We start from the raw sequence: 21,606 nt of genomic DNA, 5'->3' as shown, positions 1-21,606 counted from the left end.
CCTTTTCAATTCAAAATTAGTCTTCAATGATTGCCAAGACGTCATCTTGTCTGATTATTGTGTATTCTTCACCATCAATCTTGATTTCTGTACCAGCATATTTGCTTACAATTACCTTATCACCTTTCTTTACAACCATTTCAACCTTCTCACCATCAACAATTCCACCAGGACCAACCTCAATTACCTCAGCAATCTGTGGTTTTTCCTTCACAGTGTCTGGAAGAACTATACCGCTCTTTGTTACCTCTTCTCTTTCCTTGAACTTGATGAGTATTCTATCACCAATTGGTCTGATTTTCATTGAGCTTTCCCCTCCTTTTTCAAGTTTGTTAGCACTCACTTTCGATGAGTGCTAATCACAATAAATACTATAGTATATTCTTCCTTTTCTAATCAAGTTTGATTTTGCCCAAAAAAAGCGTACTATATTCAATTTTCACTGAATTTGATGGGAAAAGAATAAAATATCTTCTTCAAACTCTCATTTTCTCTTTATTGCTCATTTTTTTACGTCACATAGCTTACTCAAAATCCTGCAAAATCAGCTTACGATACTGGGTGGGACTCAGACCTGTGTACTTTTTGAAAATGTCGTTAAACCGCTGAAGTGATGAAAACCCACACATCATAGCAATATTGCTAATCTTTAGATTTGAGATGGAAAGATATTCTTTTGCCTTTTCTATCCTCTTTGAAAGCAGGTACTCTTTTGGCAAAACCCCAAAATGATTCTTGAATATTCTCGAGAGACTACTTTCAGACATGAAAAACCTCTTTGCAACATCACCCATTTTTATATCTTCCATGTAGTTATTGTCAATGTACTCTTTAATATGTTTTGCAATCAATGAATAGTCGTAATTTTTTATCATCTCAAGACTGTCAATTTCTCGGGTAATATATATGAAGAGCTCTAAACACTTTATATAAAGAAGAATACTATTTTTGTTTTCTTTTGCCTCATGAAGAATAGATTCTAAACAAAAGAAAATACTGCTTCTTTTTCTAACATGGAAAAAATAAAATCTATTTGTTATTCCTTCTAAAACTTTCAAAAACCCATAAATCTCCTTTAGTTCATCTACCTTTGCTTTACTCTCTGGTTTTAAATAAAATCCCATTACAACAAACTCAGCCTTGCTTGAGCTTGCAACCTCAAACTTGTGCTTTGTAAAAGGTTTTATTATCAAAAGGTCACCAGCTTTTAGTTCTATTTTTTCCCTTTCTACCCAAAAATCAATGTTTCCTTTTTTTACAAATATAAGTTCGTAGCTGTCATGGACATTGTAATCCATCTTCCAGCTATTATCATGAACTCTCTCAAGCGTCTTTACAATTACGGGCAGAATTTTATTAATTGCTTCTATCATCTTCCAACCCCGCTTGTTTTACTTATGGCTCTTATATACTGCCTCAAAAATCTCCTCATATGACATTGCTCTTGAAAATGTTACCTTTTTGCCTACCCAAAAGTCAGAAGCCAAATTTTTGTTCTTGAGAAACCTTTTAAACGACTCTCTGTCCTGGACAACTCCATTTTGGTAAAGAACATCTGCAAGGTTATCAATACTGTCAATATAAATGTCCACCGTATTATTGAAATTTGGTAAAACGTCTTTAGCACTTGAAATGGTGACAAAATACATCGCGCACACACCAAGTACCCATCCAACTCCTATCCCCAGCAGAAAAAACTTGTACCACTTCAGATGCTCTCCCTCCCAACTATCCTTATAGCAAGCTTTGCCTCACCCTTGCCAATATTTAAGCTCGATGCAATCTGTTCTACTGTATATCCCTGTTTGTAAAGCTCAACCGCTTTCTTATAAAGTTCTTCTTTAGAACGTTTTTTGTTCTCATCTTTCTGCATATCCTTGCCAGGTTCAATATAATCTTCTTTTCCTGCATAAGATTTTGTCTCAGCTGTCTTTTCAACTTTTTCCTCAGTCTTTAGATGTTCAGTATTTCCCTTAACTGGCGATGCTTCAATATCTAAAATCTCACTTTTTGCCCATTTTACCTTGTTTTCGATTCTTTCAATAATATATTCTCCAAAGCTATCCAATTCCTCAATTGTCTCAATGGCTCCATTCAAAAGCTGTGAAAGAGTTTTTTGAGCCTTTTCTGCCTCATGTAAAATCTTCTCGCCTCTTTCTATATCCCTTTTTATCGACCTGAATACCCACAATATTAAAATTAGTCCAAAAAATATAAACAAAATTACATAGGCATCCATTTTCTTCTTATCTTCTCCTCTACAGAACTTTATATTCTAATATCAAACCCTTTCTGTTGCTTTTTAGATTTTTTTGGTTCCTGTTTTTCTCTTTCTTGTTTTTGAGAAAGTCTAATCTCAGATGCATTGTCCTTTTCCCTTACTCTTCTCAAATCCTCATCTACTTTTGCCTGGTTTTTCTGGCTATTTATATGCCTTAGCATATTCTCTTTTTGCTGCTCACCAAGCACAACCTGCGACACCTCTGTCGATTTGGGATACAAAATCTTTACATCAATTGGTCTTATATTCATCTTCCACCATCTCCCTCTTATCTACAAAAGCAATAAAAATCCTTAGCTTCAAGCATACGGTGCTATCTTGATGTCAGCATCCTCCCGGTAAATCCTGCAGTATTTTACCGGCTCTTTTATGAGCTTGCACACATTTCCTATGGTTATCTTAACCCCAGGGTAAATGGTATCCTGAACCTTGACAACTCCCTCATTTCTCTCCTCAAGTCTTTTTTCAATCTCTTCAAATTCGCTCTGCAAAACCTTTAATCTTTCTGATGCCATAATCTTTGACCTTGTAAACTTTTGAAGCATCTCTCTTTTCTCGTCTGTCAAAAGACCTGCTGCCTCAACCCTTTTTAAAACTTCAATCCCTTGGTCACATTTTTTTATATTCTCTTTCAGCTCTGCCATCTCTTTTCTTATTTCTCTGTATCTTTCCACCATGAGAGGGTCAACCCCAACCTCTATCTCAGTAGTTGTGGAAAGATATGAACCTATCACTTTTGCTTCAACCTCTTTGCCAACCTTACAAGACCCACCGACAATGGAAGCTCTTCTTCCAACAAGAATAAGCTTATTTCCGCACTTTACATCGCTGTGAACAATTGCCTCTGCTTGAACATCCTCACCAGCAACAACAGTAGCGTTTTCAATGAACTTTGCAAAAACGCTCTTGCCTGCAACAACCTTGCCCTTGCCCATACCTGTAATTCCTTTGTGCAGCACAACGTTGCCTTTTGCCTCAATCTCAGCAGCCTCAACTATTCCATCAACCTCTACATTTCCTTCAGCAACAACTTTAAACCCAGAAAGCACACTTCCCTTTATATGGACATTGCCCACAAAGTTTATATTGCCTGTTGAATTGTCTATGTCAGAGTCAATTTCCAATGTGTTTAGAACTGTGACCTTGCCTTCAATGATGCACACCTGACCATCGCACGCAGCTTTTAATGTATGCCCGTCAGCATCTATGTATGTATTTTTGCCTCTCGGAAGATTTACCTTTCTTCCTTTTTGACCTCTTATCACCCCTCCAAAAACATCCCTACCATCTTCCCCGTCAACAGGGTCTATCATAGTAACAAGAACATCATCTTTTCGAACATTCTGGACAATTCCTAAGTCCTTGTAATCAACTCTTCCATCAGGAAGTTCTTTGGGTCTTATCTCACGCTTGATATCAAAATGATATATGAGCTTTCCATCAACAGGTTTGCCAGGAGGCTTTCCCTGTGCAACTACAACAGGTGTTCCAAAAGTAGGATTTTCAATAAGCTTTTTTATAGCTTCTTCATCTATCCCAAATGCAATTTTATTTTCTCTCAGTTTGTTCATTACATTTTCAAATGTCAAATCCACACCATTTTGATTTTGTACAAGCACTAAGCTTGCTTTTAATCTATCTGATGTCACCATCACCTTTATATCAACCTTTTGTTCACTTGACATCTCAATCTTTCCCCTTTCCCCGCAAAAGAATAAAATCCTATTTTTCTAAATACTTTTGCAAAGCAGCCTTAAGCTTTAAAAGCGCTCGTGTATGAAGCTGACTTACTCGCGACTCAGACACGCCCAGAACTTTTGCTATCTCTTTTATGCTCAGCTCTTCATAGTAATAAAGCACTATCACCATCCTTTCATTTTCCATAAGATTATCTATCTGCTGTCTCAACACTTCTTTAAGTTCTTCATTCTCTATAAAATGTTCTGGCTGGGACACAAAATCTTCAAGCCCGCCAATCTTGCTTTCGTAGTTCTGCTCTAAAAAACTATCCAGCGAAATAATCATGCCGCTCGATATTCTCTCCTTCAGTTTTTGAAGTTCATCTACTGAAATCCCAACCCTTTTTGCCACTTCCTGGTCTGTCGGGGTTTTGCCTTCTCTTTCTATCTCCACGTAAGCTTTTTCTATCTCTTTTGCTTTCTGTCGTATGCTTCGTGGCAAAAAATCCTGGCTTCTCACACAGTCAATTATCGCACCTTTTATCCTCGTATATGCATATGTCTCAAACTTGACTCCTTTTTGACTGTCAAATTTTTCAATTGCATCAAGAAGACCAATTGAACCATAACTTACCAAGTCATCATACTCAACGTTCCCGCCAAAATAAATAGCCATCCTGCCAGCCACAAGCTTTACAAGCGGCATGTATTTTATTATGAGCTGTTCTTTTATCTTCGGGTCTTTGGTCTTTATAAACTTTTCCCACAAAAACGCATCATCCATACCTATTCGTACCTCTCAGCTATTTAAGGATTATGGTCATTGCTGTCATTCAGTATATTCTTAACTAAACTTCCAAACACATAACCTATAATCGACACCACAGCAGTTGCAAAAAAGGTGTACTCTCCAGATTTCCTTGTAACAAGACATGCAATAAGGACAATACTTCCTCCCACAATTGCTAAAATCTCAGGTAATAGTTGCTCCCCTTTCAATTCTTAAGTCTTCTCCTTTAAATTGTTTTTGTTCCCTTGCCAATTGTCTTTATCTCAAGCCTGCCATCTTCCGAATAAAATATAATTGTTCTACCATAATTTCCTCCAGTGTCTTCTGCTACAATGGATATATCAAAATCCTGTAAAACCTTTTTCGCAGCATCAACATTTCTTTTTCCAATGTTCATAAACTCGCTTCTTGTAACCTCAAACATCTGAGCGCCGCCTGCAAGCTTGGCAACCATGTTCTTCTTTGCAGCACCAAGCTGCTCCATCTTCTCTATGAGCAATGGAATACCTGTATCTGCAAACTTTGCAGGGTTAGTATTATTTTTTACACCCCAGCTGTAAGGAAGCATAATATGTATCATCCCTATTATCTTTGTCTTTGTATCGTATATACACACCCCAACGCAAGAACCAAGTCCAAGGGTGGTAAGAGCGTTCGGATAGCTTGTGACATTCAAATCTGCCATGCCTACCTTTATAATCTCCATCATCTTTTATGCTACTCCCAGTGCTTTTAACATTTTTTGATATGACTCTATTGTTGGTATAAGGAAAAAATCAGCAACAATCCTGCTGCTTTCTTCAAAAATCTCGGTTTCGATATAAAGTGCAGTGTCACCTGTCTCGCCAAACTGAATGGCAGGAAAACTTAAAATCGCGCCTGCCATGTCTTCAGCAAGCTGCGGAACAGATTGAATCATCTTAAAACCTGTCAGACTTGAAAGTGCTGTTAAATACGCTCCTGCCAAGATGTTCCCAATCTCCATCAAGGCAGACTTTTCTATGTCTGTAAATTCGCTGTATCCATTTAAAGCTGTGCCCATTAACATGTTTACAAGAAGGTGGGCAGAAGCTTGAGACATGACAAACATGATAAATCCTTCGATGTCGCCTTCCACGTTCAATAAAATTCCAACTACAGGAATCTCTGCCCCGCCAAGTATCTCTGGAACTTCTTGGAGTTTAACCATCTTTACAACAGGGACTTTCATGTTTATTTTCCTGCCAATCATCATAGCAAGAGCTGACACTGCATTGCCTGTTCCTATGTTCCCAAGCTCTTTCAAGACATCTAAATACATTTCATTTATTTCACTGTTTGAAAAATTCATAAAATTTAACCCTCCTCGGCTTTTTCAAAAAGCACATCTTCAAGGTTTATTACATTTATGAGCATGCCATTATACTTTGCAATCGAAAACTTAAACTCGTTCCTATCCCTTGTTGCTTGGTCAAAATCTTCTTTAGAAAGATATACCACATCCAGAACCTCGTCAATTATCAGTCCTACCTTGAACTCGCCTTTCCAGTTGACAATCAAAATCCTTGTCTCTTCACCAAACTCCTTTTTTTCAACCCCAATCTTTTCACGAAGGTCAATAACTGGTACAATCTCGCCTCGAAGATTTATAACTCCTTTTACATACTCTTTTGTGTGAGGTACTCTGGTTATTGGCATAAGTTTTTCTATGTTCTCTATATTATTCACATTCAAACCATAATGCTCATCCGCAAGCCTGAAAACTAAGTACTGTTCCATCTTCTCTTTCCACCTCTATAACTTTTTTGTTACACAGTGAGCATATTAGGGTCAAGTATCATTGCAACAGACCCATCACCAAGTATTGTTGCGCCTGATATGAGTCTAATTCCCTCTAAATACTTTCCAAGCGATTTTATAACAATATCCTGCTGCCCTAAAAGCCTGTCAACAATGATTCCTGTCAGCTTTTCGCCACGCCTTACTATTACAACTGTAAATTTCTTCTTGTCAAGGACTGGCTCTAAACCCACAATAGAATGTAAGTGCTTTATTGGAATTACCTGGTTTCTTAGCATGATTATCTCTTTTCCTTTTTGCACAACCTTTATATCCTCTTTTGCAACATCCACAATCTCTCTGATTGATGCAACAGGGATTGCATATATCTCATCATGTACAGTGACAAGCAGTGCCTGAATAATAGCAAGAGTTAGCGGAAGTCTTATCACAAACTTGGTTCCTTTGCCTTTCTGGGTCTTTACCTCAACCATCCCACCAAGCTGTTCAATCTTGGTCTTTACAACATCAAGCCCAACACCACGTCCAGACAGGTTTGTAACCTTGTCTTTGGTTGAAAAGCTCGGCATAAACAGAAAATCTATTATTTCCTGGTCTGATAAATCTATTTGGTCCTCTTTTAAAAGTCCTTTTTCTATCGCTTTCTGCTTTACCTTTTCCAAATCAATACCTTTGCCATCATCTTCAACCTCAATGACAACATTGTTCCCGTCATGATAAGCTGAAAGTTTTATAAGCCCGCTTCTTGACTTGCCGTTTTTGACCCTCTCCTCGGGGTCTTCTATTCCATGGTCGGCAGCGTTTCTCAGAAGATGAATGAGCGGGTCGCCAAGCTCGTCCACAATTGTCCTGTCAACCTCTGTATCCTCACCAGACATTACAAGTTCAAATTCCTTTCCAAGCTCTCTTGCTAAATCTCTCATCATCCTCGGAAAACGTGAAAATACCCTTTCAACCGGCACCATTCGGACTTTCATAACAGCATCGTGCAAACTTGTTGTGATTCTCTCCAAATACTCAATAGACTCTTCGTACTGTCTATCATTATACTTTTTAGCAAGTCCTTCTATTCGGCTTTTGATAATTATAAGCTCGCTTACCAGGTTCATGAGAACGTCTAATCTTTCAATGTCGACTCTAACTGTCTTGCTTGTCTTCTGAGGTGCTTCCTGTTTTTGCTGCCTTACAACCTTTACAGTTTCCTGTACTTGAGACTCTTGCTGCACCTCTTCAATTTCTTCTTTTTCTTCTGCTCTGCCAACCTCGCCAGACTTTATCTCAAGTGCTTTTACTTCTCTTATCTCTGAAATTGAAAGAATTCTCTCTCTTATCTTTTCAATCGGCTGCTTGCTTATCACAGTTATAGAAAATTCAAAGTCAAACTTTTCATCTTCAATGTCCTGAACAGAGGGTTTTGAATGAATAATCTCGCCAAACTCCTCAACAGCTCTGAAAACAAGGTACGCACGCGCAGATTTTAAAAGACAGTTCTGGTCAAGCTCAACATCAAATTTGTAAACGTTAAAACCTTGGCTCCACGCCCGCTCTATTGCTCTTACAACAAATTCGTCGTACTCATATTTCTTACCTGCTTTTGATGTAGATGGTAGCGCCATATCTTCGGCAGGTTTTCCCAAAATGGCATTCAAAGCGTTGACAAGGTGGCTATTTGCTTCTTGCCCTTCTGTGCCTGTTGCAACTATAACATCTAAGTATGCTTCAAGCGCATCAACTGTCTTGAAAAGGACATCCATGATATTAGGATTTACTTTTAACTTTCCATCGCGTGCAGCAGCAAGAACATTTTCCATCGCATGAGTGAGTTTTTGCATGTTGACAAATCCCATGGTACCAGCCATGCCTTTTAAAGTGTGAGCTGACCTGAAAATCTCATTTACAAGTTGCAAGTCCTCCGGGTTTTCTTCAAGTTTTAACATATTGTCGTTAAGACTTTGAATGTGGTCTCTTGCTTCTTCTATAAACATTCCAAGGTACTGAGACATATCCATTTTTTCATCACTCTCCTTCTTTCGCACAAAAGGCTTTTTTGGGTTATTCTCTACAGCAAACCTTTTTGTCTCATCTTTTGTTGCTGAGCAAAAATAAACCTCACTATTTTGTCTATTTCATTCTGTCTTGCCTCAACAAACTTGCAACCGTACATAAACCTGTACGTCGGGTGCTGAACCCTCTCTTTTCGAAGTATCTGGGCTTTTAAGATAAGCTCTTCTTGTTCAATTGGTATCTTGGTCAAGATTAGGTCACCTATTTCAAACTCTTCTTGAGTTATAAAACAAACACCTCCACCGCTGATATCCTTTGTGAGGGCTTTTACAATCTTTCCTTCTGAAAAGTCATCTGCTGCTTCTTCTGGTGTATTCTCTCTTGACATTAGACCAGAATTTAAAAGTTTTACAAATATATCTAAGTTTATTGGAAGCCTGAAAAACATTCTTCTCTGGATTTTTCGAACGTCAGATATCTGCTTGACTTTTATCATGTATTCTGGTTCTTTAAACCTCTCCTCAACAACTCCATCAAACACCCACACACCGTCGCTTGAAACCTTGTACACCCTTAAAATCTCATCAATGTAAAATGTCACATAAACTCCTTCTTTTATTGGTGTGAAGATATAAAAATACTCATCTTTTATATCGGCAATTTTGGAAATATACTGCACGTCCTTTTCTTCCCATGTTCGCCTGTCTATTCTGACAATTTCAATCTTATCACCTACTCTGAAAATCTTGCGCATAAAAAGCCCCCTCTTCTACCTTTCACGAAGCCTTTTAATAATTGAGTCAATAAACCGTGAAAAACCACCCCGATTTTTTTCCTCAACACTCTCAGAAGACATTACAAGTTTCATTGCCACATTTTCAACCTGTCGTGAAATGTTGCTCTTTTCATATGATATCATAAATGGTACCTGTTTGATAACTGATTTTGAAACAATACTATTCTCTTCTATATACCCTATATATTCTACTTCTCTTTGCAAAAACCTTTTAATCACACCATTTAGCCTGAAAAAAATCTCCTCTGCTTCTTTTATGCCGTTTACCCTGTTTATCAAAAGGTTTATCTTGTGGTCAAAATCTCTCGCAACAATTGCCTTTATTATAGCATAAGCATCGGTGATAGAGGTAGGCTCTGGAGTTGTAATTACAATCACCTCATCTGACATCATAACAAACTCCATAACATTTCTTGAAATCCCAGCCCCTGTGTCAATAAGAACAATATCAAAAGATCTATTTATCAGCTGGGCACATTCAATTAACCTCAAAAGTCTTTCCTCATCCAAATTTGCAAGGTCAACTATCCCAGACCCACCTGATATAAATTTGATACCCAGCGGCCCTTCTTCAACAATTGAAAATATGTCTTTCTTGCCTTCCAAGACATCTTTTACATTATATTTTGGCGATGTTCCAAGTAGCACCTCTACATTTGAAAGTCCTAAATCAGCGTCAATTATGAGCACTCTTTTACCTATCTTTTTTAAAGCAATTGCCAAGTTTACAGTAAGATTTGTCTTGCCAACACCGCCTTTACCACTTGTAATTGTCACAACTTTTGATGGCGCACCTTGATAGACAGGAATATTTGCCTCAATGCCAGCTTTTCTCACAAGATTTCTTAACCCCTGTGCCTGGTCTCTCATAAAACCTTACTCCCTATGATGAGTTTTGCAAATTGTTCAGGGTTAAACTGTTCAATATCATCAGGTACATTCTGACCAGTTGTTATATACGCAATTGGCTTTTGTGTAAAGTAGCGTATATTTAATATATTCCCATAAGTTGATACTTCATCTACTTTGGTGATGATAACCTTGTAATCCTCTAAAAACGAATAGGTATTAACCACCTCTTTAAACACCGACGGTTGGGTTGTGGCACTAAGAAGCAAAAACACCTCATCTGGATTTGCCTTGGCTACAAACGCTTTGAGTTCGTCCATGTGTTCCTGGTTCTTGTGACTCCTACCCGCAGTGTCAACAAGAACAACATCTGAGTCAGCAAAACTTTCAATTATTCTATCATACTCGTCAACCTCATACCACACCTTTGTCTTGATATTCATAATCTCGGCATAGGTTTTAAGCTGCTCAACCGCAGCAATTCTGTATGTATCTGCTGTGATAAATCCTACCTTTTTCCCATCTTCAAACATGAGCTTAGCAGCAATCTTGGCAATTGTGGTTGTCTTTCCAACACCTGTTGGACCTACAAAAAACACAATCTTTGGAAGCTTTGAATTAAACGAAAGCGGCGCTGCTGCCCCTAACATATTCTTTATTTCCTTGTACATAAAGTTTACAACACCATTAATCGAAGCCTCTCCACTGACATTTGAAAGTAACATATCTACAATTTCATTTTCCACACCGTTTTTTATTAAAATCTCTCTCATAACATCAAGAAAATTTTTCTTGCTCAGCTCTTTTGTCTGGCTAATACCTTCTTCTTGCTCTTTCTTTATAACCTCTTTCAAAGTTTTTTCAAGAGAGTCAATCTTTTTTTCAAGTTCTTTTATCTGGGTCATCTGAAGACTCAAAGCCAAACTTTCTTGTCTTATAGCCTCTTCCTCTTTTTTGACTATCTTCTCATCCTCGCATGCGGCTGTAACTTCTATCAGAGGCTTTTTGAAAAATCCTAACAAACCTTTTTGCCTTACCTTTTTGGTCGAAAGTATTACCGCATCCTTGCCCAAATCTGCTTTTATTCTTATTAACGCCTCCTGCATATCATGTGCCAAATACCTCTTAATTCTCATCTTTAAACTTCCACCATCCCAACTGTTTTAATCTGCACATTCGGCAGTATCTCATTGTACGAAAGTACCACAACGTCAGGAAAGATGTTTTCAATGAGCCTTCTAAAATATATCCTAACTATCGGCGAACAAATGACTATTGGCTGAGCTGATGTACTTAGTAATTTTTCTAAAATATTGCTGAGATTGTTTATAAGTTTTTGAACATAATCAGGCGGAAGATTTAAAAAACTTCCCTGTTCAGTTTTTTGAATAGAATTCATTATCATCTCTTCAACCTCAGGAGAAAGAGTAACCGCTTCAAGCACATTGCCAGACACATACTTTTTGGTGATGTACCTTGCCATTGCCTGGCGTACATATTCTGTCAAAACATCAGTATCTTTTGTAGTAGGTGCCCAGTCAGCAAGCGTCTCTAATATGGTAACCATATCCCTTATTGAAATCCGCTCTTTTAAAAGGTTTGCTAAAACCTTTTGAACTTCTCCTACTGTCATAAGTTTTGGAATGAGCTCATCTACAAGCACAGGATTTGTCTCCTTGACATTATCAATCAGCTTCTGTACATCCTGCCGTGTCAAAAGCTCATGAGCATGCCGTCTTATTATCTCTGTGAGGTGAGTTGCTATGACAGATGGAAGGTCAACCACAGTGTATCCTGCCATCTCAGCCCTTTCTTTCATTGAAGATGAAATCCAAAGCGCGTCAAGCCCGAACGCAGGCTCTTTTGTTGGTATACCTTCTATCTGCTCTGTGACAAAACCAGGATTTATTGCAAGAAGACTGTCGCTCATAAGCTCTGCTCTTGCAACCTCAACACCTTTTATGTTTATCCTGTACTCGTAAGGCCTGAGTGCCATGTTGTCCCTGAGCCTGATTGTAGGAACAATAATCCCAAGTTCAAGCGCAAGCTGTCTTCTTATCATCACAACCCTTTCTAAAAGGTCTCCGCCCTGGTCTTTGTCAGCAAGAGGAATTATCCCATATCCAAACTCAACCTCAATAGGGTCAACATATAGGAGATTTACAACATTTTCAGGCTTCTTTAGCTCTTCAACCTCTTTTTGTTCAACCTGTTTTTCTTCAATACTCTCTATCTTTTTGAGACTGCTATCCATTCTAAACCCCATGGCAAACATAGCCCCAGATAAGAAAAACAATGAAAGCTTTGGCATTGTGGGAATTAGAGCAAGTGCTGCCAGAATACCCCCGACCGTGTAGAGTACTTTCGGGTGAAACTCAAACAACTGTTTTATGAGACTTTCTGAAAGCTTACTTTCATCTGCTGCTTTTGTCACAACAATTCCCGTGGCAGTTGAAATAAGAAGCGCAGGTATCTGAGCTGCAATACCATCCCCTACAGATAAAAGGAGATATTTTTGGATTGCTTCCGTGACATCTTCGCCTCTCATGGCAACACCTATTATAAGTCCACCAAGCGCGTTGATAAAGGTAATCAATATGGCCGCAATAGCATCGCCCTTGACAAACTTGCTCGCACCGTCCATTGCACCATAAAAGTCTGCTTCTTTTTGAATCTTTTTTCTTCTCTCTCTTGCCTCCTCTTCTGTTATTATTCCTGCATTGAGGTCGGCATCCACCGCCATTTGCTTGCCCGGCATTGCATCAAGTGTAAATCTTGCAGCAACCTCTGATACCCTCTCAGCACCTCTGGTTATTACTATAAACTGGATAATGATTATGATAAAGAATATTATCACACCAACAACGATGTTGCTACCTATAACAAAATTTCCAAAAGTATAGACTATCCTAACATTTTCACCTTGACCTGTTAATATCTGTCTTGTTGTTGAGATATTCAAAGCAAGCCTGAGCAATGTTGTAAACAGAAGAAGTGATGGAAATACCGAAAAATCCAAAGCTTCTTTTATGTTTATGCTGTTTAAGAATATAACAAGTGCAAGTGAAAGGTTGATAGCAATCAAAACGTCAAGCAAGCTCGGTGGTATGGGAAGTATCATCGATAACACTATTACTATTGCAAATACAGAAAAAGTCGCACCTTTCAAGTTCATCTTATATTCACCTTCTGGTAATTTTTAAGGCTGTACACGTATGCTAAAACCTCTGCAACTGCCTGGTAAAGCTCTGGCGGAATGAAATCGCCAATCTCACACATATTGTAAAGAGCTCTTGCAAGCTCTCTATTTTCAACAATTTCAATCCTGTGCTTAATTGCCTCCTGTTTTATCTTTAGTGCTATGTAATCTTTACCCTTTGCAATCACCCTTGGCGCGTCAAACTTTTCTGGTTCATACAAAAGAGCCACTGCATAGTGTGTCGGGTTGGTTATGACAACATCTGCCTTGGGAAGCTGCTGGAACATCCTTTGAAGAGAAATCCTTCTCTGTCTTTCCCTTATCTTGGACTTTATCTGTGGATTTCCTTCTGTCTGTTTGAACTCTTCCTTTACCTCTTCCTTTGTCATCATAAGCTTTTTTTCATACTGCTGGCGCTGAAAGATAAAATCTATCACAGCTATTCCAAAAAACATCACTGACATCCATAAAATCATATTAATAGCAGAATCAAAGGAAAACTTGACAATTGTAAGTACATTCATCTCGTACATTTCTAAAAGCTTTTTTGCAAAGCTCTGTGTGTAGCTGTATCCTGTATATCCGATTATCAGCACTTTCAGTATGGACTTTATAAGTTCAACAACAGAATTAATCGAAAATATTCTTTTAAACCCTTCAACAGGATTAATCTTTTGAAAACTCATTTTAAGCGACTGTCCTGTAATAAGAAAACTGCTCTGTGCCCACTCTACAATTGCTGCAACAAGCATAATTGTAAGGCAGAAAGGAAGAATCACTTTTAAAGAGGTTGTAATTATAAAACTCAAAAGCCTGCTTGCATCGCGCACATCTTCTAAATTATAATTCAAATTGCTAAAAAAATATTTGCTTCCTTGCTGCAACGGTTCAACAATTGAAGAATAAGCAAACTTTAAAAAAAGAACACTTATCAATAAAGCAAAAGCAGAGGTAACCTCTCTGCTTTTTGCTACCATACCACGTTTTCTTGCTTCCTGGCGTTTGCGGAGGGTTGCTTTTTCGGTTTTGGTACTTGCTTCTGAAAACAGCTGAATATCAAATTTTAACTTCACTTGACGCCCCCTCTCAAGAATTCAAAAGTGTACACAGCTATCTTGTCAATCAGTACAAATATCATCTTGTTCATGAAAGGAAGAATGATAACAAGCACCAAAAAACCAATTGCAATCTTTATAGGAAGCCCTACCATGAACACATTCATCTGTGGCACAGCTCTTGAAAGCACAGCTAAAATTATGTCTACAATAAGCATGCTCATCAAAATTGGCAGGCTTATCTCAACCCCTATCAAAAAAAGTTCTGAAAAAAACTTCAAAAAACTCAAAGCCGCTTCTCTTTTTACACTCTCATATCCAATCGGTACAAGCTTGTAGCTATAAACCACAGCTCTTATAAGAAGGTGATGAGCATCTGTTCCAAAAAACACAACAAGCATGTAAAGGTACAAAAAGTTTCCTAAAAGAGGTACCTGAATCTCGCTCATAGGGTCAATGACGTTTGCCATACCAAAACCTATTGCATTGTCAATAATTTGACCCGCCAAAAGTATAGCAGAAAATATCATGTATGATATATACCCTATCAAAAGCCCAACAATGAACTCTTTAATCACTACAAAGATATACTCCAGCAAATTGGCAGTTACACTATAAGAAAATCTGTAAGTTGTGACAACAAGCAAGCTCAAAAAAAAGGCAAAACCAATTTTAAAATATGCAGGAATGTTTCTTCTACCGAATATTGGTGAGGCTATAAAAAGACCGCTCATTCTTGCAAGCACAAGAAAAAATATGTATGAGCTGTTTAAAAATGTATTGATGATATCTGTCATAAGAGTTCTTCCTCAAAAATTTACTTTACAAACTGGTTGATATTGGTCCACAAATACCTCGTAAATTCTATCACCTTTGTGAGCATCCACTGCCCGAAAATCAAAAGCGAAAGTGCAATTGCAATCAGTTTTGGCACAAAAGTGAGAGTCTGCTCGTTTATCTGAGTAGTTGCCTGCAAAATTGATATAACTATTCCCACCACCATTGACACAAGCAAAATGGGCCCTGCAACATAAAATGCTGTCAAGATTGCCTGTCTTGCAATCTCAAGCACCAACGCTGTATCCATCTTTACATCTTCTCACTTTTCTTTTATTTAAAACTTCTCACAAGCGACTCTACAACTAAATTCCAACCATCAACCAAAATAAACAGCAAAATTTTGAAAGGTAGTGATATCATAACAGGCGGAATCATCAGCATTCCCATTGACATCAGAATACTTGCAACAACCATGTCAATTATTAAAAATGGCACATATATTAAAAACCCCATCTCAAAAGCGCTTCTGAGCTCGCTTATTATAAAAGCAGGAACAACAACTCTTAGTGGAAGGTCTTTTACATTCGTGTTTGGATTTACATTGCTAAGCTTTACAAAAAGGTCAAGGTCTTTTTTGCGAGTATTTTTCAACATAAACTCTTTTAAAGGCTCTTCTGCTCTTTTGAGAGCTTCCTGGGATGTTATTCTCCCATTTATGTATGGCTGATAAGCCTGGGTATAAATCTTGTCAGTCACAGGCGCCATTACAAAAAAGGTCAAAAAGAGTGCAAGCCCAATCAAAATCTGGTTTGGCGGCATCTGCTGGGTACCGAGCGCATTTCGAACAAATCCAAGGACAATAAGTATCCTTGTAAATGATGTCATCATTATCAGGATAGATGGTGCTAACGTCAGGATGGTGAGAAATATAATAAGTTGCAGGGCAGACGACACATCCTTTGGATTTTGCGGACTGCCAAGATTTATATTAATGCTTGCCGATGCAAAGGCTATTTCTTTTTTTGCACATGTAGTTATTAAAATTAAAAATAGTGTCGATATAATATAAAGAGACTTATTTTTTTTCATCATCCTCTTTACCTTCACTGTCTTTAATTAGGTTGTAAAGGTTTAATACTTTATCTTTCAGGTCAAAAGAAGAGTTTATTTGGTTATCAATTATCTTTTTGAAGCTATGTTCTTGCTCTTCAAAATTGAACAGCTGGTCTTTGGTAAACTCTTTCAAAAATGTTATGCTCTTTTGTGTCTTTCCAAGCAGAAGGATTTTTCCTCCAACCTCAACAAGCACAAGCATACTATCTTGAGAAAGGGGAAGCAGGTCAATTACCTTCAAAAACTCCCCTTTCCTGCCAAACATCTTTTTGTTCACAATCCTAAGTACATAATAGGTAATGTATATGAGAAAGCATATGGCTACAAGCGCTAAAACTATCCTAAATCCAAGTTCCATTTTTAAATCTTTTTCTCCTCAAAAATCTATTTTTATCCCAGCACCTTTTTGATTGCTTCAACAATTCTTTCTGCTTGGAACGGTTTTACTATAAAATCGCGTGCACCTGCCTGAATAGATTCTATAACCATTGCCTGTTGACCCATAGCAGAACACATGATTATCTTTGCCTGTGGGTCTATCTTTTTTATTTCTCTTACTGCTTGAATTCCATCCATCTCAGGCATTGTAATATCCATCATGACAAGGTCAGGTTTTAGTTCTTTGTACATCTCCACAGCCTTAGCCCCGTTTTCTGCCTCACCCGCAACTTCGTACCCGTTTTTTGTGATAATATCTTTTAACATCATTCTCATAAAAGCTGCATCATCAACTATCAGAATCCTTTTTGCCATCAATCTCTCTCCTTTTCAATGTAGTTCTTTTTTAATTGAATTTAAAAACTTGTTTTTGCTAACGAAAAAATAACTTATATATATTTTATAATCTATTTGATGGGTTGACAATATCAGTTATCCTCACACCAAAATTCTCGTCAATGACCACAACCTCGCCTTTTGCTATAACCTTGCCGTTTACAAGAATGTCAACAGGTTCACCTGCAAGCTTTTCAAGCTCGATAATTGACCCTGTTGAAAATTCCAAAATTTCTTTTACAAGCTTCTGTGTCCTTCCAAGCTCAACAGTAATTTCAAGCGGCACATCTAAAATGAGCTCAATGTTCTCAGGATACCTTCTCTCTTCTTCTTCATCAAAACTTTCAAACTGAACAGGTGAAACATTGTAGACCTGTTGTGGTTGCTCCTTCTTAGGCGGTGTATAAGAAGGCTGGGGTGCTGCCTTCTGGGTTTTAGTTGACTGAGAAGAAGACTGTTTTGGCACCTCTTCTTTTGAAGCTCCTTGCTGTTTTTGTGCTGATGCTTCTATCTGCGCAGGTGTACCAAGTGTGTTTTTGAGCATGGCATCCACAAGCTGTTTTGCAAAGTCAACAGGTATCAGCTGCATAATCTGGCTATCTATTAAATCTCCTATGGTCATTCGGAAAGCTACCTTGACAATTTCATCGGCTCTTCTGAGCTCAGGAATCATCTCTTCAGCATTCTGGGCAAAGTCAATCACAAAGGCTTCAGGCGGATTTATGTCAATCTTTAGATTTAACATGGAAGAAAGCGACGTGGAAGCAGAACCCACCATCTGGTTCATTGCTTCCTGTATTGCCGAAAGCTGAAGTTCTGTCAGCTCTTCGGTAAACTCAATCTGACCTGTACCGCCCATCATAAGGTCTGCAATGATTTCAACATCCTCTTTCTTGAGTATGAGAAGATTAACACCGTCAAGCCCTTCTTTGTACACCACTTTAATTGCAACATATGGTACGGGAAACTCTTTGGGAAGCTCTTCCCATTTCAAAATGCTCACAATTGGCGTTGTGATGTTTACTTTCTGGTTCAGTAAAATGCTCAAGGTGGTGGCTGCCGTGCCCATTGATATGTTTCCGATTTCACCCAAAACATCTTTGTCCTGGTCAGATATTGTAGGTGATGATGATGTCTCGCTCATCCCCCGCAAAAGAGCGTCTATTTCGTCCTGAGAGAGCAAATCGCTCATCTAAAATCCTCCCCCTCTTCTACTCGTGTAATCTTTACTGCAATCCTGCCTTCTTTTCGTCCTGGAACACCATAAAACTTTAACTTGTTCCCGACAAAAACTTCTATCTCCTGATTCTTTCTCCTGTCAAGCCTCAGCACATCACCCACCTGAAGCTCTAAAAATTCCCGAACCGTAACTTGTGTTCTACCAAGTACTGCTTTCACTGTAACCCTTGTTCTCTCAATTTTTTTCTGCAAATACTCTTTTGTCTCCTCTGATGTTTCCTTTGCAGAAGTTGAAAACCAGAACTTTGTTGATAGCCTCGGCATTATAGGCTCTATCACCATATGCGGAAGGCAAATATTTGCCATACCTTCTGCCTCGCCAACCTTCATGGCAATGGTCACAAGCGCAACTGTCTCATTAGGCGATACAATCTGGGTAAACTGAGGGTTTGTCTCTATCTTTTCAAGCCGTGGCCGAAGCTGGATAATATTCTCCCATGCCTCCTGGAAATAGTTAATAAGCTGTTGAAGCAGCCTTTCTATCAGTGCAAGCTCAATTTCAGTAAAAGTCCTCACCTTGTCTATTCCTTTGCCAAATCCTCCAAGGACTCTATCAATCATGGCAAACGCAAGCTCAGGTGCCATCTCAAACACAATACTTCCTTTGAGCGGTGAAAAATTTACAACGCCCATTACAACCGGGTTTGAAAGAGAATTGCTAAATTCATAATATGTTAGCTGTTCAACAGATAAAACGTCCATCTGCACAACTGTTCTCAAATACCCAGATAAAAAGGTGGTGACAATCCGGGCATAATTTTCAAATATCATCTGAAGGGTTCTCAAATGGTCTTTTGCAAACTTACTCGGCCTTTTAAAATCATATACCCTTATGTTCTTTTCTTGTTTTGGCTTTTGAATCTCCTCTATTGAAAGCTCGCCAGATGTAAGTGAACGCAAAAGCTCATCTATTTCACTCTGCGACAGTATATCGCCCATATTCTTACTTTCACCACCTTTTTTTACTGGATGATAAACTCACCGAAATTGACGTTGTACACTTTATTCTCAAATATCTCATTTAACCTATCTTTAATCTCTTTTCTGACCTTTTCTTTCCCCTCGGGCTTTAAAAGCTCATCTGCTGTCTTGCTTCTCAAAACACTGTCGATTATATCAGCAATAACTATATTTTTCTCTTTCATGGTCTCAGGAAGCTTTTTGTCTGTTACCTCAAGCTGAACTGTCACTCTGATAATTCTTCCTGCATTTGTTTGAGTATCCTGCAGGTTGCTCATAAGAGCTTTACCATCATTTACGTCGTATGTATAAAGCTTTTCTGGTTTTTTCTCTACTGAAGTAGTTTTTGCAGCTGATGAAGTAGGTGATAGATTTTTTACAACTGTCAAAAACCCTATTCCCATCCCCACCATCATTAGAAGAAGCAAAACAAGTAAAATGAGAATGATTGAATTTAACTTTTCGCCTTTCATTGTTCATGCTCCTTTTGTAAAGGTTGTATATTAAATATAATACCCTCAAAAATCCTCTTTTTATATTCAATGACCTTTTCAATAACCTCATCCACAGACTCTTTCACAACAAGTTTTACACCGTTTGTGAGGGTTATAACAGTGTCTGGTGTGGATTCCACAAACTCTATGAAATCTGCATTTACCACAAACTCTTTGTTGTTTATCCTTCTCAATTTTATCATATACAATCAACCTCTTGAAGATATTGAAATGAAAAAGGATTATCAGTTCTTTTTCAAGGGAAGGAGAAAAAGACTCACACAGCACACCTTTTTCTCCCTCCCCCGACTATTTACCTACACTTTTACCTCTTAATATTTACCAAATCCTGCAAAAGCTCATCTGATGCTGTTATCACTCTTGCGTTTGCCTGATACCCTCTTTGGGTAACTATCATGTCTGTAAACTCTTTTGCCAAATCAACATTTGACATCTCAAGCGTTCCCTGAGATATTGTACCTCTCGAACCAGAACCAGGTGTTCCAATCTCTGGGTCACCTGAGTTTACGGTGTTTATATAAAGGTTATCTCCAATTCGCTGAAGTCCTGCAGGGTTTGCAAATGTAGCAATTGCAATCTGTCCTATCAGCTGGTTCAAACCATTTGAGTAAACACCTGTAATCTTGCCTGATGCATCAACGTTAAATCCCTGAAGACTCCCTGCGGCATATCCTGTCATTTGCGCAACTCTTATCGAGCTTTCCATATTACCAAACTGTGTTATATTTTTGAGGAAAAATGCAATATTTGTATTGTCATTTACATCAAACTCAGCACTGTTAACTTTTAATGTGATAGGATTTACAACATCGTTCTTAAATTTTATTGTGAAAGTTCCATCCCCACTATTTATAAATCTTCCCCCTGTAATAGTAATACCTTCAACCACATTAGCTGTATCTTCATTATCAAAAACTTTACCAGCTTGCCCAAAAGTAATTGTTCCTCTTGCGATGAAGTTGTCATAAGCATTGTTAGCATCCAGCATTTCATCAACATACACATATTTCTCGTCCGGATTTTGAGCAGTACCAAGATTTTTCTTTACCCTCGGAGCATCCACAAACCATTCCCATGTGTTATCGCCTGTTTTTACAAACGTAAGCTGCAATGTGTGTTCTTTTCCTTGCGAATCATAAATTTTAAAACTTGTTGAATACTTGCTGTCAGCGGGTACATTTAATAAGTCCTCGTAATTTGTTATCTGTCCTGAATATATCTTTGTATCAGCGCTCAAATTACCATCAAAACTAATCTTATCTGTTGCCTTGGGAGGCAGAGTGGGAAATGCAAGTATGTTTATCTTTGAAGGTGATTTTGTGGTGTCAATCTGATTGTTTACAGGGTCATACATCCACCCCAGCACATTTAAGCCTGTTGCTGTCACTAAATTTCCCATTTTGTCTAAGCTGAAATTTCCTGCCCTTGTGAAGCGCGGAGCTTTTCCATCCCCACCCACCACAAAAAATCCGTCGCCTTCAATTGCAAGGTCTGTGGGATTATCGGTTCGCTGAAGACTTCCTCTTGTCATGTTCATATCAACAGAGGCAACAGACACACCAAGTCCTATCTGCATAGGATTTGATCCGCCTCTTCCAGAGGCTGTATCAGGAGCTGATGCTGATTTTAACACAGAGGCAAAAACAGATGCAAATGTCACCCTGCTTGACTTGAACCCCACTGTATTTACATTGGCGATGTTATCACCAATCACATCCATCCTGGTCTGGTGAGCGCGAAGCGCAGAGATAGATGAAAACATTGACCTCATCATCTTTGACAAAATCCCCCTT

The 21,606-nt window shown here is 38.3% G+C and carries 27 protein-coding genes; all 27 read right to left on the bottom strand.

The window, feature by feature from the left end:
• Positions 1-16 precede the first annotated feature (16 nt).
• Positions 17-304, bottom strand: coding sequence for a co-chaperone GroES (locus OTK01_RS02975; protein ID WP_011916829.1), 288 nt, complete (start codon positions 302-304; stop codon positions 17-19).
• 220 nt (positions 305-524) lie between these two features.
• Entirely contained in the window at positions 525-1,373 is an 849-nt protein-coding gene (locus OTK01_RS02970) for an AraC family transcriptional regulator (RefSeq protein ID WP_014043045.1), read from the bottom strand.
• A gap of 18 nt (positions 1,374-1,391) precedes the next feature.
• Positions 1,392-1,658 carry a hypothetical protein gene (locus OTK01_RS02965; protein ID WP_029228809.1) on the bottom strand — a complete coding sequence of 89 codons (267 nt, stop codon included), beginning with the start codon at positions 1,656-1,658 and terminating at the stop codon, positions 1,392-1,394.
• Positions 1,659-1,708: 50 nt separating this feature from the next.
• Positions 1,709-2,239 (bottom strand): DUF6115 domain-containing protein, encoded by a 531-nt coding sequence (locus tag OTK01_RS02960; RefSeq protein ID WP_029228808.1) that lies wholly within the window; start codon positions 2,237-2,239, stop codon positions 1,709-1,711.
• 29 nt (positions 2,240-2,268) lie between these two features.
• Positions 2,269-2,532, bottom strand: coding sequence for a hypothetical protein (locus OTK01_RS02955; protein WP_015908484.1), 264 nt, complete (start codon positions 2,530-2,532; stop codon positions 2,269-2,271).
• 48 nt (positions 2,533-2,580) lie between these two features.
• Complete coding sequence (locus tag OTK01_RS02950; protein WP_029228807.1) at positions 2,581-3,966, bottom strand: DUF342 domain-containing protein; 1,386 nt, start codon at positions 3,964-3,966, stop codon at positions 2,581-2,583.
• Between the two features lie 37 nt (positions 3,967-4,003).
• Positions 4,004-4,744 (bottom strand): FliA/WhiG family RNA polymerase sigma factor, encoded by a 741-nt coding sequence (locus OTK01_RS02945; protein WP_029228806.1) that lies wholly within the window; start codon positions 4,742-4,744, stop codon positions 4,004-4,006.
• A 23-nt stretch (positions 4,745-4,767) separates the two neighbouring features.
• Positions 4,768-4,959, bottom strand: coding sequence for a hypothetical protein (locus OTK01_RS02940; protein ID WP_029228805.1), 192 nt, complete (start codon positions 4,957-4,959; stop codon positions 4,768-4,770).
• A gap of 17 nt (positions 4,960-4,976) precedes the next feature.
• Entirely contained in the window at positions 4,977-5,459 is a 483-nt protein-coding gene (locus tag OTK01_RS02935) for a chemotaxis protein CheD (RefSeq protein ID WP_029228804.1), read from the bottom strand.
• Positions 5,460-5,462: 3 nt separating this feature from the next.
• Positions 5,463-6,080: a chemotaxis protein CheC gene (locus tag OTK01_RS02930; protein ID WP_013431828.1), complete on the bottom strand. Its 618-nt coding sequence runs from the start codon at positions 6,078-6,080 to the stop codon at positions 5,463-5,465.
• A 5-nt stretch (positions 6,081-6,085) separates the two neighbouring features.
• Positions 6,086-6,508 (bottom strand): chemotaxis protein CheW, encoded by a 423-nt coding sequence (locus OTK01_RS02925; RefSeq protein ID WP_013431827.1) that lies wholly within the window; start codon positions 6,506-6,508, stop codon positions 6,086-6,088.
• 29 nt (positions 6,509-6,537) lie between these two features.
• A complete protein-coding gene (locus tag OTK01_RS02920) occupies positions 6,538-8,538 on the bottom strand; it encodes a chemotaxis protein CheA (RefSeq protein WP_029228803.1) in 2,001 nt (666 codons plus the stop codon).
• Between the two features lie 50 nt (positions 8,539-8,588).
• On the bottom strand, positions 8,589-9,287 hold the full coding sequence (locus tag OTK01_RS02915; protein WP_029228802.1) for a flagellar brake protein: 699 nt from the start codon (positions 9,285-9,287) through the stop codon (positions 8,589-8,591).
• A gap of 15 nt (positions 9,288-9,302) precedes the next feature.
• Positions 9,303-10,199 (bottom strand): MinD/ParA family protein, encoded by an 897-nt coding sequence (locus OTK01_RS02910; protein WP_029228801.1) that lies wholly within the window; start codon positions 10,197-10,199, stop codon positions 9,303-9,305.
• A complete protein-coding gene (flhF, locus tag OTK01_RS02905) occupies positions 10,196-11,314 on the bottom strand; it encodes a flagellar biosynthesis protein FlhF (protein ID WP_029228800.1) in 1,119 nt (372 codons plus the stop codon). Before flhF ends, OTK01_RS02910 begins: the two co-directional genes overlap by 4 nt.
• Before the next feature lie 2 nt (positions 11,315-11,316).
• Positions 11,317-13,353 (bottom strand): flagellar biosynthesis protein FlhA, encoded by a 2,037-nt coding sequence (gene flhA / locus OTK01_RS02900; protein ID WP_029228799.1) that lies wholly within the window; start codon positions 13,351-13,353, stop codon positions 11,317-11,319.
• Positions 13,350-14,450 carry a flagellar biosynthesis protein FlhB gene (gene flhB, locus OTK01_RS02895; protein WP_029228798.1) on the bottom strand — a complete coding sequence of 367 codons (1,101 nt, stop codon included), beginning with the start codon at positions 14,448-14,450 and terminating at the stop codon, positions 13,350-13,352. The genes flhA and flhB overlap by 4 nt, the downstream gene beginning before the upstream one ends.
• A complete protein-coding gene (gene fliR / locus OTK01_RS02890; protein WP_029228797.1) occupies positions 14,447-15,229 on the bottom strand; it encodes a flagellar biosynthetic protein FliR in 783 nt (260 codons plus the stop codon). Before fliR ends, flhB begins: the two co-directional genes overlap by 4 nt.
• 20 nt (positions 15,230-15,249) lie before the next feature.
• Positions 15,250-15,519, bottom strand: a complete 270-nt coding sequence (gene fliQ / locus OTK01_RS02885; RefSeq protein ID WP_013431819.1) for a flagellar biosynthesis protein FliQ — start codon at positions 15,517-15,519, stop codon at positions 15,250-15,252.
• A 23-nt stretch (positions 15,520-15,542) separates the two neighbouring features.
• Positions 15,543-16,304: a flagellar type III secretion system pore protein FliP gene (gene fliP / locus OTK01_RS02880; RefSeq protein ID WP_029228796.1), complete on the bottom strand. Its 762-nt coding sequence runs from the start codon at positions 16,302-16,304 to the stop codon at positions 15,543-15,545.
• On the bottom strand, positions 16,288-16,683 hold the full coding sequence (locus tag OTK01_RS02875; protein WP_029228795.1) for a FliO/MopB family protein: 396 nt from the start codon (positions 16,681-16,683) through the stop codon (positions 16,288-16,290). Before OTK01_RS02875 ends, fliP begins: the two co-directional genes overlap by 17 nt.
• Positions 16,684-16,715: 32 nt before the next feature.
• Positions 16,716-17,078: a response regulator gene (locus OTK01_RS02870; protein ID WP_013291202.1), complete on the bottom strand. Its 363-nt coding sequence runs from the start codon at positions 17,076-17,078 to the stop codon at positions 16,716-16,718.
• Between the two features lie 85 nt (positions 17,079-17,163).
• Entirely contained in the window at positions 17,164-18,291 is a 1,128-nt protein-coding gene (fliY, locus tag OTK01_RS02865) for a flagellar motor switch phosphatase FliY (protein ID WP_029228794.1), read from the bottom strand.
• On the bottom strand, positions 18,288-19,277 hold the full coding sequence (gene fliM / locus OTK01_RS02860) for a flagellar motor switch protein FliM (protein ID WP_029228793.1): 990 nt from the start codon (positions 19,275-19,277) through the stop codon (positions 18,288-18,290). Before fliM ends, fliY begins: the two co-directional genes overlap by 4 nt.
• 23 nt (positions 19,278-19,300) lie before the next feature.
• A complete protein-coding gene (locus OTK01_RS02855; RefSeq protein WP_029228792.1) occupies positions 19,301-19,771 on the bottom strand; it encodes a flagellar basal body-associated FliL family protein in 471 nt (156 codons plus the stop codon).
• Positions 19,768-19,995: a flagellar FlbD family protein gene (locus tag OTK01_RS02850; RefSeq protein WP_029228791.1), complete on the bottom strand. Its 228-nt coding sequence runs from the start codon at positions 19,993-19,995 to the stop codon at positions 19,768-19,770. Before OTK01_RS02850 ends, OTK01_RS02855 begins: the two co-directional genes overlap by 4 nt.
• Before the next feature lie 122 nt (positions 19,996-20,117).
• The gene (locus OTK01_RS02845; RefSeq protein ID WP_029228790.1) at positions 20,118-21,587 is read right to left on the bottom strand and encodes a flagellar hook protein FlgE; all 1,470 of its coding nucleotides are present in this window, start codon (positions 21,585-21,587) and stop codon (positions 20,118-20,120) included.
• Positions 21,588-21,606: the final 19 nt, after the last annotated feature.

Source organism: Caldicellulosiruptor acetigenus (genome assembly GCF_026914305.1).
Taxonomy (GTDB): Bacteria; Bacillota; Thermoanaerobacteria; order Caldicellulosiruptorales; family Caldicellulosiruptoraceae; genus Caldicellulosiruptor; species Caldicellulosiruptor acetigenus.
Note: the sequence above shows the minus strand (reverse complement) of the source record. Positions and strands in the feature narration are given on the sequence as shown.